Origin of the sequence: Agrobacterium sp. 33MFTa1.1, from assembly GCF_004328495.1 — a bacterium.
GTDB lineage: Bacteria > Pseudomonadota > Alphaproteobacteria > Rhizobiales > Rhizobiaceae > Agrobacterium > Agrobacterium pusense.
Genome location: NZ_CP036359.1, coordinates 1,042,168 through 1,055,770 on the forward strand (window position 1 = coordinate 1,042,168; position 13,603 = coordinate 1,055,770).

Sequence of the window (13,603 nt, forward strand, 5' to 3'; positions counted from 1 at the left end):
GGGCGAGCCCAGACCGTAACCGACATCAAGAGGAAATGCCCATGTCCGCATTGGCCCGAAAATTCAACGAAGAGCCGCAGCAGCAGGCAGCGAAGAAGGCAAGTGTCGTGGCGCTTGCGCCGAAACAGTCGCCGCGGATTGATCTGCGCAAATGGGCTGTGGTAGCGGCCCGCAACATCATCCCACCGTTTGTCGTTCTCGCCATTCTGCTTGCTGTCTGGCAGCTGCTCTGTTCCGCCCCCGGCGCCTCCCTGCCGCCGCCGAGCCAGGTTTTCGAGGAGAGCTACGATCTCATCGTATCGCCGTTCTTCCATAATGGCTCGCAGGATATAGGTCTCGGCCTGCGCGTGCTGGTCTCGCTGGAGCGGGTGGCCTACGGTTTCGGCCTTGCCGCCATCGCCGGCATCATTCTCGGGGCTGTCATCGGCCAGTCGGTCTGGGCGATGCGCGGCCTCGATCCGATCTTTCAGGTGCTGCGCACCGTGCCGCCGCTCGCCTGGCTGCCGCTTTCACTGGCCGCCTTTCAGGACAGCAATCCGTCGGCCATTTTCGTGATCTTCATCACCTCCATCTGGCCGGTCATCATCAATACCGCAGTCGGCGTGCGGAACATTCCGCAGGATTACCGCAACGTGGCGCAGGTGCTGCGGCTGAACCAGCTCGAATTCTTCTTCAAGATCATGCTGCCATCGGCAGCACCCTACATCTTCACCGGCCTGCGCATCGGCATCGGCCTTTCGTGGCTCGCGATCGTGGCGGCGGAAATGCTGACCGGCGGCGTCGGTATCGGCTTCTTCATCTGGGATGCGTGGAATTCCTCGCGCCTGCCCGACATCATCGTGGCACTCGCCTACATCGGCGTCGTCGGCTTCATGCTCGACAAGCTGGTGGCGGCGCTCGGCAAGGTCATCACCCGCGGCGCTGCGGCCAACTGAAAGGGCGATAACTATGAACGCATATCTCAAGCTCGATCACATCGACAAATATTTCGACAAGGGCGGCTCGCGCGCCGAGGTGCTGAAAGGCATCAACCTCACTATCGAAAAGGGTGAATTCGTCTCGGTCATCGGCCACTCCGGTTGCGGCAAATCCACCATGCTGAACCTCATCGCCGGGTTGACGAAAGTCTCCGCCGGTGCCGTGCTCCTCGAAAACCGGGAGGTCAACGAACCCGGACCTGAACGCGCCGTCGTGTTTCAGAACCACAGCCTGCTGCCGTGGCTTTCGGTTTATGAAAACGTCAATCTCGCTGTCGAGAAGGTCTTCCGCAACACCAAGACCCGGACCGAGCGGCATGACTGGGTCATGCGCAATCTCGATCTCGTTCAGATGGGGCAGGCGAAAGACAAAAAGCCTTCGGAAATTTCCGGCGGCATGAAACAGCGTGTCGGCATTGCCCGGGCGCTCGCCATGGAGCCGAAAATCCTGCTGCTGGACGAGCCTTTCGGGGCGCTGGATGCGCTGACCCGCGCTCATCTTCAGGATGCGGTGATGGAAATCCACGCCCGGCTCGGCAACACCATGGTCATGATCACCCATGACGTGGACGAGGCTGTGCTGCTCTCCGACCGTATCGTGATGATGACCAACGGTCCCGCAGCTCACATCGGCGAAGTGCTCGAGGTGCCGCTGGCACGCCCGCGCAACCGTATCGAGCTTGCATCCGACAAGACCTACCTCAAATGCCGCGAGGCCGTGCTGAAGTTCCTTTATGAACGTCACCGCTTCGTCGAAGCCGCGGAGTAACGACCATGACGCAGAAACTCGTCATCATCGGTAATGGCATGGCGCCGGGGCGCATGCTGGAAAACCTGTTCGAAACCGCGCCCGGCCTCTACGATGTCACCATTTTCAACGCTGAGCCGCGTGTTAATTACGATCGCATCATGCTCTCGCCGGTGCTTTCAGGCGAAAAGAGCTACGAGGACATCGTCATCCACAATGACGACTGGTATGCGGCCAATAATGTGACGCTGCACAAGGGTGCGAAGGTCACCGGTATCGATCGGGACAAAAAGACCGTCACCAGCGAAAACGGTATTACGGCTTCCTATGACAAGCTGGTGATCGCCACCGGTTCTCTGCCCTTCATCATTCCCGTCCCCGGCCATCAATTGCCCGGCGTGCTCGCCTATCGCGATCTCGATGATGTGACGAAGATGCTGGAGATCGCAGAAGGAAAGGGCCGCGCCATTGTCATCGGCGCCGGCCTTCTCGGGCTGGAAGCCGCCTATGGTCTCAAGCGTCAGGGAATGGACGTCACCGTCATCCACCTGATGCCGACGATCATGGAGCGTCAGCTTGATCCGGCAGCGGCCTATCTTCTGGAGAAGGCGCTCACCGAGCGCGGCATCGACATCATCACCAAGGCCAATACCAAATGCATTCTTGGCAAGGAGAAGGTCGAGGGCATCGAGCTGGAAGACGGCAGGATCATCAAAGGCGACATGGTGGTGATGGCGGTCGGTATCCGTCCCGCTTCCGGTCTTGCCAGGGAAGCCGGTCTTGCCGTCAATCGCGGTATCGTCGTTGACGATGGCATGATGACGTCGGACGCCTCGATCTATGCGCTCGGCGAATGCGCGGAACATCGCGGCATGTGCTACGGGCTGGTTGCCCCGCTTTATGAATCGGCCCGGGTGTTAGCCGACCGCCTTTGCGGCGGTTCGGCCGAATATCACGGCTCCGTCACTAACACGAAGCTCAAGGTCACCGGCATCAACCTGTTTTCCGCCGGCGATTTCGCAGAAGGCGACGACCGCGAGGAAATCGTGCTGCGAGACGCCACGGCCGGCGTCTATAAGCGCCTCATCCTGAAAGAAAACCGCATCATCGGTGCGGTGCTTTACGGCGAGACGGCGGATGGGTCGTGGTTCTTCGATCTGATGAAGAAGTCCACCGATATTTCCGCCATGCGCGAAACCCTGATTTTCGGCCAGGCCTATCAGGGAGGGTCGCCGCTGGACCCTATGGCGGCCGTTGCAGCCTTGCCGGATGATGCGGAAATCTGCGGCTGCAACGGCGTTTGCAAGGGTAAGATCACCTCGTCCATTACCTCCAAGGGATTGACGTCTCTGGATGATGTGCGCGCCCACACCAAGGCTTCCGCCTCCTGCGGCAATTGCACCGGTCTTGTCGAACAGCTGATGACGCTGACGCTCGGCGACAGTTATAACCCCGCTGCCGTGCAGCCCATGTGCAAATGCACCGATCTCGGCCACGACGATGTACGCCGTCTCATCAAGGCCAAGGGTCTTAAGACCATTCCAGCCGTGATGCAGGAGCTTGAGTGGAAAACCTCCTGCGGCTGTGCGAAATGCCGGCCGGCGCTCAATTATTACCTCGTCTGCGACTGGCCGGATGAGTATGCCGATGACTACCAGTCGCGTTACATCAATGAGCGTGTTCACGCCAATATCCAGAAGGATGGGACCTATTCCGTCGTGCCGCGCATGTGGGGCGGTGTGACATCCTCTTCCGAACTTCGGGCGATTGCCGATGTGGTCGACAAGTTCGAAATCCCGATGGTTAAGGTGACGGGCGGCCAGCGCATCGACCTTCTCGGCATCGAGAAGGAGGATTTGCCGGCGGTCTGGGCCGATCTCGGCAAGGCCGGGTTCATTTCCGGCCAGGCCTATGCCAAGGGCTTGCGCACCGTGAAGACCTGTGTCGGCCAGCAATGGTGCCGCTTCGGCACGCAGGATTCCACCGGGCTTGGCATCCGCATTGAAAAATTCATGTGGGGCTCGTGGACACCCGCCAAGCTGAAGCTTGCCGTTTCCGGCTGTCCGCGCAACTGCGCCGAGGCCACCTGCAAGGATATCGGCGTCATCTGCGTTGATTCCGGGTTCGAAATCCATTTCGCCGGTGCCGCCGGCCTCGATATCAAGGGCACTGAAGTTCTGGGTCTTGTCAGAACCGAGGATGAAGCGCTGGAGCATATCGTGGCGCTCACCCAAATGTACCGTGAGCAGGCGCGCTACCTTGAGCGCATCTACAAATGGGCCAAGCGCATCGGCTACGACGAGGTTCGTCGCCAGATCATGAATGATGCGGAGAAGCGTCGGGCCTATTTCGAACGCTTCGTCTTCAGCCAGAAATTCGCGCAGGTCGATCCCTGGTCCGAGCGTGTGTCCGGCCACGACAAGCACGAATTCAGGCCCATGGCGGCAATCGGTTTCAGCGAGGCAGCGGAGTGAGAACGATGGACGTCAACTGGATCGATATTGGTGACATCTCCGACATCCCACTGCGCGGCGCACGGTGCGTAAAAACGCCGATGGGCAAGATCGCCGTGTTCCGCACGGCGGAAAATCAGGTCTTCGCCATCGAGGACCATTGCCCGCACAAGGGCGGGCCGCTGAGCCAGGGCATCGTGCATGGCGCTTCGGTGACGTGTCCCTTGCATAATTGGGTCATTTCGCTGGAAACCGGCAAGGCCTTGGGGGCGGATGAGGGCGAGGTGAGGACCATTCCGGTGCGTAATCTGGATGGAAGGCTTTCGATAGCGCTCGAAACCCTGATGATTGCGGCGGAGTGAATTGCGATGGCGGTGGCTTTACCCCCCTTTGCCCTGCCGGGCATCTCCCCCTCAAGGGGGGAGATCGACAAGCGGAGGGCTCCTCGTTCCCTCTCCACCGGCGACGACGCCAGTTGTGAATGGAAGTTTGTGCCGCGATTGATCTCCCCCCTTGAGGGGGAGATGCCCGGCAGGGCAGAGGGGGGTAAGCGCCACACGTTGAGGCGGCGTAACCGCCACACGCTGAGAGGGCAAACCCATGCCCGTTGAAACCAAAACCACCTGTCCCTATTGCGGCGTCGGCTGCGGCGTCATCGCCACCGTCAACGACGATGGCATCGTTTCCATCAGAGGCGATCAGGACCACCCCGCCAATTTCGGCCGGCTGTGCTCCAAGGGCTCGGCTCTCGCCGAAACCATCGACCTTGAAGGACGCATTCTTCACCCTGAGATCAATGGCAAGCGGGCAACATGGGACGAAGCGCTTGATCTCGTCGCTTCCCGCTTCTCCGACACCATTGCCGAACATGGCCCGGATTCGGTTGCCTTTTACGTCTCCGGCCAATTGCTGACCGAGGATTATTACCTCGCCAACAAGCTGATGAAGGGTTTCATCGGTTCGGCCAATATCGATACCAACTCAAGGCTCTGCATGTCGTCCTCGGTCGCCGGCCATCGCCGCGCCTTCGGGGCCGATACGGTGCCGGGCACCTATGAGGATATGGAGCTTGCCGATCTGGTGATCCTCACCGGTTCAAATCTCGCCTGGTGCCATCCCGTCCTCTACCAGAGGCTAGCGGCGGCAAAGGCGGCACGGCCGGAAATGAAAGTCGTTGTCATCGATCCGCGTCGCACGATGAGCGCCGATATTGCCGATATGCACCTCGCCATCCGCCCGGATGGAGACGTGGCCTTGTTTACCGGCCTGCTGGCGCATCTTTCCGGTAGTCCTGCAGTCGATCACGCCTTTGTGGAAGATCACACGGTCGGTTTTGATGCTGCGATGCAGGCAGCAACCGAACATAGCCTGCCTGATATCGCTGAGGCCACCGGGCTGACGATTGCCGAACTGATTCCCTTTTACGAATTGTTCGAACGCACCGAAAAAACCGTCACCTGTTACAGCCAGGGCGTCAACCAGTCGCAAAGCGGCACCGACAAGGTCAACGCTATCATCAATTGCCACCTTGCGACCGGTCGCATCGGCAGGCCCGGCATGGGACCGTTTTCGCTCACCGGTCAGCCGAACGCCATGGGCGGGCGCGAGGTCGGCGGGCTGGCCAACATGCTGGCCGCCCATATGGCCATCGAAAGTGCCGGGGATCGTGATCGCGTGCAGCGCTTCTGGGCCTCGCCTGCCATTGCGGAAAAACCCGGCCTCAAGGCCGTTGATATGTTTCGGGCCGTGGCCGATGGCCGCATCAAGGCGCTGTGGATCATGGCAACCAATCCAGTGGTGTCCATGCCTGACGCCGGTGCCGTCGAAGCGGCCATCAAGGCCTGTCCATTCGTCGTGGTGTCCGATGTCATGGCAAAGACCGATACGGCGCGCCATGCCCATGTGCTTCTGCCATCGCTTGGCTGGGGGGAAAAAGACGGCACGGTCACCAATTCCGAGCGGCGCATTTCCCGCCAGCGCGGTTTTCTCGATACACCCGGTGAAGCGAAGGCGGACTGGTGGCAGATGGCGGAAGTGGGCCGGCGCATGGGTTTCGGCGCAGCCTTTGCCTTCCGGCACGCGTCGGAGATTTTCGCCGAACATGCGGCTCTGTCTGGCTTCGAAAATCTGGGCAGTCGCGATTTCGACATCAGTGGCGTCGACCCGAAAGTCTATGACGGGATGGCGCCCCTCCAATGGCCAAGACCGCAGGCAGGCGACGCCGGCACGACGCGTTTCTTTGAAGATGGCCGGTTTTATCACGCCGATGGCAAGGCACGGTTCATCGTCACAGCCTTGCCGGAGGTGGACAGAACGTCGGCGGACTATCCGCTGACGCTGAATACCGGGCGCATTCGCGACCAGTGGCATACCATGACCCGCACCGGCAAAAGCGCACGCCTTACCGCCCATATCGCCGAGCCATTCGCCGAGCTTCACCCGCGCGATGCGCAGGCGCTGGGCATTGAAAGCGCCGATCTGGTAGAGCTGGAAAGTCCACATGGTAAGGTTCTGCTGCGGGCGTTGATCAGCGAAAGGCAGGCGCGCGGGTCGGTGTTCGCGCCGATGCACTGGAACGACCAGTTCGCCTCGCTGGCGCGGATCGATATGGTTGTGGCCCCGGTCACGGACCCTTATTCCGGCCAGCCCGCCTCGAAAAACACGGGCGTGAGGGCAAGACGTTTCGAAGCGAAGGCTTACGGTTTCGCCATTTCCCGCACCCGGCCCGATGCGCCGGACTGCGCCTATTGGGCGATTGCAAAGGCGGATGGCGGCTATCGCATGGAGCTTGCCTTTGCGGAAGAGCCGCAGGACTGGATGCTCTGGGCACGACAGGTCTTCGGCATCGACGCCGGGATCGAGCCGCTGGGTTATAGCGACCGGCAAACTGGCGATCTGCGCCTTGCCTTTTTCGATGGCGATATACTGCTGGCGGCGCTGTTCATCGCAAGGCGGCCGGTGGCTGTTGCCCGCAACTGGGCGATTTTACAATTGACCGAGCGCCATGAGGATCTGCGAATGCGGTTTGCGCTGATCGCCGGTCGCCCGGGAGCCGGCCGTCCCGATCCGGGGGCCACGGTCTGCTCTTGCTTCAATGTCGGCGTCAACCAGATCACGGCCGCAGTCCGGGATGGCTGCCATAGCGTCGAAGCCATCGGCAAGGTGTTGAATGCCGGCACCAATTGCGGCTCGTGCCGCGCCGAAATCAAGGGGGTCATCAATGGATGCCTTAAAACCGCAGCGGAATGAACCGGCCCGTATGGAGAAACTCGCCAAGCTGCCGGTTTTCTGGGGGCTTGAGGGCAAGCGCGTGGTGCTGGCGGGCGGATCGGATGGGGCCGCCTGGAAGGCGGAGCTGTTGCTGGCCTGCGGCGCGGAATTGCATGTCTTTTGTGAGAGGGGTGACCTGTCCGAGACATTTGCAGGGCTCGTTGCCAGAAGCACTCGCCTGCATTTCCATGCCATGCGCTGGCATAGTGGCATATTCGCCAATGCGGAACTGGCGCTGGCGGATTGCGAAACGGATACGGAGGCGGCAGCCTTTCATGCCGCTGCGCGGGCAGCGGGTGTTCCCGTCAACGTCATCGACAAGCCGGAATTCTGCCAGTTCCAGTTCGGCTCCATCGTCAATCGCTCGCCAGTGGTCGTCTCGATCTCCACCGATGGCGCAGCACCTATTCTGGCTCAGGCCATCCGTCGGCGCATTGAGACATTGCTGCCGCACTCGCTCAGGGATTGGGGCGCGCTTGCCCGGACCATCCGTGAGCGGGTTAACCTGCGGCTGACGCCAGGTCCGTCCCGGCGGCTGTTCTGGGAGAAATTCGTCGATCGGGCCTTTACCGAAAGGCTGGACGAAGACAGCGAAGAACGATTGCTGACGGCTACCGGAATGCAGGCTTGCGAGGTTGGGGGGCGGGTGACGCTTGTGGGCGCCGGCCCTGGAGACGCCGAACTTCTGACGCTGAAAGCGGTGCGCGCCCTGCAGGCGGCAGATGTCATCCTGTTTGACGATCTTGTCTCAGCCGAGGTGCTGGAGCTGGCGCGGCGGGAGGCCAAGCGCATGCTGGTTGGCAAGCGCGGCGGCCGCGAAAGCTGCAGGCAGGAAGATATCAACGACATGATGATCCGGCTTGCAAAGGCGGGAAAAAGGGTGGTGCGCCTGAAATCCGGCGATCCGATGATTTTCGGGCGCGCCGGTGAGGAGATCGCCGCGCTGGCGGCTGAAAACATTCCCGTCGATGTCGTGCCCGGTATCACCGCGGCAAGCGCCATGGCCTCCCGCCTCGGCATTTCCCTGACCCATCGCGACCACGCCCAGTCGGTGCGCTTCATCACCGGCCATTCCCGTCAGGGAAAGCTGCCGGAGAATATTGACTGGACATCGCTTGCCGACCCCGCCGTAACCACGGTTTTTTACATGGGCGGGCGAACCGCGGCGGCAATCCAGTCCTCCTTGCTCGCCCACGGCATGGACGCCTCGACGCCCGTTGCCGTCGTGGTTTCCGTCACCCGGGCGAATGAGCAGCGCTGGCGCGGCCCACTCACGCAACTGTCTGCGGCAATCGAGCGGCTGGGGGTAAACGAGCCCGTTCTGATCGGCATTGGCGATGCGTTCCGCGCCGCTTCCCCGGCGCTGTCCTTGATGGATGCAAAGGAGATCCTTCCGCCCGTTCTGATAGCTCGATGACGGACCACGCGCCGCCCCGGCGCAAATTTTTGACACACGACGTCGACGCGGCCACCCACGGTCGGCCTAAACCATGCCTTGACATTGGTTTTTTGTTCGCTCTTCAATAAAACGAAAAAATTGAAAGAGGAGGGAGGGCGAAATGTTGCTCACACCGCGTCAGGATGAAATCGTCGCGCTGGCGAAAGCGAACGGGCGAGTGCTGGTCGACGAGCTGGCATCTCGGTTTTCCGTCACCCCTCAGACGATCCGCAAGGACCTGAACGACCTCTGCGATACCCGTGTTCTGACCCGCATCCACGGCGGCGCGCTTTTTCCAAGCGGCAATGAAAATGTCAAATACGAGGCTCGGCGGGCGATTGCTTCCGTGGAAAAGCAGGCGATCGGGGCCGCTGCCGCCGCTCTCATTCCCAACAATTCGTCGCTTTTCATCAACATCGGCACGACCACGGAGGCGGTGGGCGAAGCGCTGGCGGATCATCACGAACTGATGGTCATCACGAATAATATAAATGTTGCCAACAGGTTACGCGTTTTTCCGGGTATTGAGGTGGTGATTGCCGGTGGTGTCGTGCGCGGCTCCGATGGCGGCATTGTCGGGGAAGCGGCCGTGGATTTCATTCGCCAGTTCAAAGTGGATTTCGCCGTCATCGGCGTGTCCGCCATCGATGAGGACGGCGCCCTGCTGGATTTCGATTTCCGCGAGGTCAAGGTTGCGCAGGCAATCATCTCCAACGCGCGCCATGTGATTCTGGTATCGGATTCGCTCAAATTCGAACGGACGGCCCCTGTCCGCATCGGCCATCTTTCGCAGGTTCATACCTTCATCACCGATCATTGTCCGATTGATTCCATCCGCGGTATCTGCGCCGATCATGATGTCCGGCTGATCGAGACGGAGGCCCGCGGCACCTGATCCACGGGCTGTCGGAATTTCGTTTGACATTCGTTTTGTCTTCGAATTAGATGGTCGTGCTTTCAATATATCGATGAGGAGAGCGTCGATGAAAGCGCGGGAGGGTGCATGTCTGACGAGGCAATTCACGATATTTTCGTGATCGGCGGCGGTATCAATGGCTGCGGCATTGCGCGCGACGCCGTCGGCAGGGGCTATTCCGTCGCACTTGCGGAAATGAACGATTTCGCCTCCGGTACGTCGTCTGCTGCAACCAAGCTCATTCATGGCGGCCTGCGTTATCTCGAACATTACGAGTTTCGTCTGGTGCGCGAAGCACTGATGGAACGCGAGGTTCTGTGGGCGATGGCGCCTCATATCATCTGGCCCATGCGTTTCGTGCTGCCCTTCCAGAAGGGCGGTGTGCGTCCGGCGTGGCTCGTGCGTCTCGGGCTCTTCCTTTACGATCATCTTGGCGGCCGCAAGCTTCTGCCCGCCACCCGCTCGCTCGATCTGCGCCGTGATCCGGCCGGAAAGCCTTTGAAACCGATTTTCGCCCGGGCTTTCGAATATTCCGACGGATGGGTCGATGACGCCCGCCTGGTCGTGCTGAACGCCCGTGATGCCGCTGACCGTGGCGCGTTGATCCTCAATCGGACGCAGGTGGTTTCCGCGCGGCGCGACGGCGCGTTCTGGCGGGTCGAGACGAGAAATGCCGCCGGAGAAACGCAGGTCCACCGGGCGCGGATGTTGGTGAATGCCGCCGGTCCATGGGTCGACAGGGTTCTGTCGGCGACCTTCGGAAAAAACAACGTTCACAATGTTCGCCTCGTCCAGGGCAGCCATATCATCGTGCGCAAGAAGTTCTCCGATCCGCGCGCCTACTTCTTTCAGAATCCGGATGGCCGCATCATTTTCGCCATCCCTTACGAACAGGATTTCACCCTGATCGGCACGACGGATCGCGACTATACCGGTGACCCCCGGGCTGTTAAGATCAGCGACGAGGAAATCAGCTATCTCTGCAGCGCGGCGAGTGAATATTTTGCCGAACCGGTGAAGCCGTCCGATATCGTCTGGACATATTCCGGGGTGCGGCCGCTTTTTGATGACGGCGCGTCAAAAGCGCAGGAGGCGACGCGTGATTATGTCTTGAAGACCGAGGGGACCGACGGCGAGGCACCACTTCTCAATATTTTCGGCGGCAAGCTCACCACTTATCGGCGACTCGCCGAACATGCTCTTGAAAAGATCGGCGATGCGCTGGGAACAAAGGGAGCCCCATGGACAGCGGGTTCTCATCTGCCGGGCGGAAATTTCAATGTAGAAGCTTATGCTGCGGAGGTTTCTGCGCTGCTATCGCGTTATCCCTTCCTGGAAAAGCGTCATGCGGAGCGGCTTGTCCGCTGCTACGGCACCGATGTGGCGGCGATGATAGGCAATGCGACAGACGCGCCGGCGCTTGGGCGGTATTTCGGCGGCACGCTCTACGAAGCTGAAGTTCGCTGGCTGATGGCGCGGGAATGGGCGCTGACGGCGGAGGATATTCTGTGGCGCCGTACCAAGCAGGGGCTGTTTTTGACCCCCGACGAGGTGCGTGGGTTGGAGGACTACATCGATGACATTGCAGGTGGACGATTGAAGGCAATCTGACGATCCGGACAAAAGCGGAGGAGGCTTTGGATCACCATGCTTGAATTGCGAAATGTCTCGAAGATGGTGGGCGGTGACTATCATATTCATCCCACGGATCTGACGTTGCAGCGCGGAAGCCTGAACGTTCTGCTTGGACCGACGCTTTCGGGCAAGACGTCGCTCATGCGGCTTATGGCGGGGCTGGACAAGCCAAGCAGCGGCTCGATCCTGGTCAACGGCGAGGATGTGACCGGCTGGCCGGTCCAGAAGCGCAATGTCGCCATGGTGTACCAACAGTTCATCAACTATCCGGCGCTCAGCGTTTACGAAAACATTGCCTCGCCGATGCGGGTTGCGGGCAAGGATCAGGCAACCATCGACCGGGAAGTGAGAAAAGCCGCGGAGCTTCTGAGGCTTACACCCTATCTCGACCGTACGCCGCTCAATCTTTCCGGCGGCCAGCAGCAGCGCACGGCACTTGCCCGCGCCATCGTCAAGAACGCCACTCTGGTGCTGCTCGATGAGCCGTTGGCCAATCTCGATTACAAGCTGCGCGAAGAATTGCGCGAGGAGCTGCCGCGCATTTTCGCGGAGTCGGGCGCGATCTTTGTTTATGCCACCACAGAGCCGTCAGAGGCGCTGCTGTTGGGCGGCAATACGGCAACGCTCAACGAGGGCAGGGTAACCCAGTTCAGTCGCACCATCGAGGTTTACCGGCGCCCGGTGGATATTGTGACGGCGGAAATTTTCGCCGACCCGCCGCTCAACACCATCGAGGTCATCAAGACGGGTGGAGCCTTTACCCGTGCTGATCGCGCCGTTGTCGCGGTGCCGGCGCACCTTGCCACCGTGCCGGATGGACCTTTGACCATCGCTTTCCAGCCGCATCATCTTTTCCCGCAGGCGAAGGGTGAAGCACGGCAATCCATACGGGCGCGGACGCTGATCTCGGAAATCGCCGGGTCGGAAAGCTTCGTGCATGTGGAATTTTCGGGCCGACGCTGGGTCATGCTGGCGCATGGCATTCACGACATCGAACCGGACAGGGATATCGAGCTGTTTCTCGATACAAGCCACCTGATGGCATTCGACGCAAATGGCCGCGCCATCGGCGAAGCGGCGTAAGGGGGATCGGTCATGGCACGTATCACGCTCGATCATATCCGCCACGCCTATAACGCCAAGGCGCAGGCTGCCGGCGATTATGCGCTGAAGGAGGTTCATCACGAATGGGAGGATGGCGGGGCCTATGCACTTCTCGGTCCCTCCGGTTGTGGTAAGACCACGCTGCTCAACATCATTTCTGGCCTGCTGCGCCCCTCCGAAGGCCGCATCGCGTTCGACGGAACAGACGTCACGGATTTTGCGACTGAAGATCGCAATATCGCCCAAGTGTTCCAGTTCCCGGTCGTTTACGACACGATGACAGTTTACGACAATCTTGCTTTTCCGCTGCGCAACCGGCATGTGCCGGAGGCCGAGGTCGACCGCCGCGTGCGGGAAATCCTTGAGATGACCGACCTCTCCGGTATGGCCAAACGCAGGGCCCGCGGGTTGACGGCGGACCAGAAGCAGAAGATCTCGCTGGCGCGCGGCCTCGTACGCTCCGACGTCAACGCCATTCTCTTTGATGAGCCGCTGACGGTCATCGATCCGCATATGAAATGGGTGCTGCGCTCGCAGCTGAAGCGCCTGCATCGCCAGTCCGGTTTTACCATGGTCTACGTCACCCATGACCAGACCGAAGCGCTGACCTTCGCCGACAAGGTGGTGGTGATGTATGACGGCCAGATTGTCCAGATCGGCACGCCGGCTGAGCTTTTCGAGCGGCCGGGGCATACATTTGTCGGTTATTTTATCGGCTCGCCGGGCATGAATGTTCTGCCCGCCAATATCGAGGGGACGACGGCTGTAGTCGGCGGTCTTGGTGTGCCGCTGGCAGGTGCGCCGACGATCGCATCGGGGCAGCGCATCGAAATCGGCATCCGCCCGGAATTCGTCCGGCTGGAGCGCGGCGGCATGCCCATCACTGTCGATAAGGTCGAGGACATCGGCCGGCAGAAGATCGTGCGTGCCCGGTTCGCCGGCCAGAAACTCGCGATCGTCGTTGCGGAAGACGAGGAAATCCCGGCGGAGGCCGGTGTGCGCTTCGACCCGGCCGCCATCGGTGTTTTCGCCGATTCCTGGCGTGTAAAGATGGGGGCCTGA

At 60.5% G+C, this 13,603-nt stretch carries 10 protein-coding genes; all 10 read left to right on the forward strand.

Translation table 11 applies throughout. The features are described from left to right. Window positions 1–41: 41 nt before the first annotated feature. A complete protein-coding gene (gene ntrB / locus EYD00_RS18630; RefSeq protein WP_022563288.1) occupies window positions 42–935 on the forward strand; it encodes a nitrate ABC transporter permease in 894 nt (297 codons plus the stop codon). 13 nt (window positions 936–948) lie between these two features. Beyond that, entirely contained in the window at window positions 949–1,746 is a 798-nt protein-coding gene (locus EYD00_RS18635) for an ABC transporter ATP-binding protein (protein ID WP_022563289.1), read from the forward strand. 5 nt (window positions 1,747–1,751) lie between these two features. Then, a complete protein-coding gene (gene nirB / locus EYD00_RS18640) occupies window positions 1,752–4,199 on the forward strand; it encodes a nitrite reductase large subunit NirB (RefSeq protein WP_022563290.1) in 2,448 nt (815 codons plus the stop codon). Between the two features lie 5 nt (window positions 4,200–4,204). Then, complete coding sequence (gene nirD, locus EYD00_RS18645; RefSeq protein ID WP_006699925.1) at window positions 4,205–4,540, forward strand: nitrite reductase small subunit NirD; 336 nt, start codon at window positions 4,205–4,207, stop codon at window positions 4,538–4,540. 238 nt (window positions 4,541–4,778) lie between these two features. Further along, window positions 4,779–7,427: a nitrate reductase gene (locus tag EYD00_RS18655; RefSeq protein WP_022563291.1), complete on the forward strand. Its 2,649-nt coding sequence runs from the start codon at window positions 4,779–4,781 to the stop codon at window positions 7,425–7,427. Further along, window positions 7,399–8,865, forward strand: a complete 1,467-nt coding sequence (cysG, locus tag EYD00_RS18660; protein ID WP_034500303.1) for a siroheme synthase CysG — start codon at window positions 7,399–7,401, stop codon at window positions 8,863–8,865. Before EYD00_RS18655 ends, cysG begins: the two co-directional genes overlap by 29 nt. A 142-nt stretch (window positions 8,866–9,007) precedes the next feature. After that, window positions 9,008–9,781 (forward strand): DeoR/GlpR family DNA-binding transcription regulator, encoded by a 774-nt coding sequence (locus EYD00_RS18665; protein ID WP_006699927.1) that lies wholly within the window; start codon window positions 9,008–9,010, stop codon window positions 9,779–9,781. 108 nt (window positions 9,782–9,889) lie between these two features. Then, window positions 9,890–11,413, forward strand: coding sequence for a glycerol-3-phosphate dehydrogenase (locus tag EYD00_RS18670; protein WP_022563293.1), 1,524 nt, complete (start codon window positions 9,890–9,892; stop codon window positions 11,411–11,413). 36 nt (window positions 11,414–11,449) lie between these two features. After that, window positions 11,450–12,520: an ABC transporter ATP-binding protein gene (locus EYD00_RS18675; RefSeq protein WP_006699929.1), complete on the forward strand. Its 1,071-nt coding sequence runs from the start codon at window positions 11,450–11,452 to the stop codon at window positions 12,518–12,520. Between the two features lie 12 nt (window positions 12,521–12,532). Then, on the forward strand, window positions 12,533–13,603 hold the full coding sequence (locus EYD00_RS18680; protein WP_022563294.1) for an ABC transporter ATP-binding protein: 1,071 nt from the start codon (window positions 12,533–12,535) through the stop codon (window positions 13,601–13,603).

What these genes read in the sequence shown, in the direction of transcription:
- ntrB (WP_022563288.1), top strand. Translation starts at nt 42, where the DNA reads ATGTCCGCATTGGCCCGAAAATTCAACGAAGAGCCGCAGCAGCAGGCA.
- EYD00_RS18635 (WP_022563289.1), top strand. Translation starts at nt 949, where the DNA reads ATGAACGCATATCTCAAGCTCGATCACATCGACAAATATTTCGACAAG.
- EYD00_RS18675 (WP_006699929.1), top strand. Translation starts at nt 11,450, where the DNA reads ATGCTTGAATTGCGAAATGTCTCGAAGATGGTGGGCGGTGACTATCAT.
- EYD00_RS18680 (WP_022563294.1), top strand. Translation starts at nt 12,533, where the DNA reads ATGGCACGTATCACGCTCGATCATATCCGCCACGCCTATAACGCCAAG.
- nirB (WP_022563290.1), top strand. Translation starts at nt 1,752, where the DNA reads ATGACGCAGAAACTCGTCATCATCGGTAATGGCATGGCGCCGGGGCGC.
- EYD00_RS18655 (WP_022563291.1), top strand. Translation starts at nt 4,779, where the DNA reads ATGCCCGTTGAAACCAAAACCACCTGTCCCTATTGCGGCGTCGGCTGC.
- EYD00_RS18665 (WP_006699927.1), top strand. Translation starts at nt 9,008, where the DNA reads ATGTTGCTCACACCGCGTCAGGATGAAATCGTCGCGCTGGCGAAAGCG.
- nirD (WP_006699925.1), top strand. Translation starts at nt 4,205, where the DNA reads ATGGACGTCAACTGGATCGATATTGGTGACATCTCCGACATCCCACTG.
- EYD00_RS18670 (WP_022563293.1), top strand. Translation starts at nt 9,890, where the DNA reads ATGTCTGACGAGGCAATTCACGATATTTTCGTGATCGGCGGCGGTATC.
- cysG (WP_034500303.1), top strand. Translation starts at nt 7,399, where the DNA reads ATGGATGCCTTAAAACCGCAGCGGAATGAACCGGCCCGTATGGAGAAA.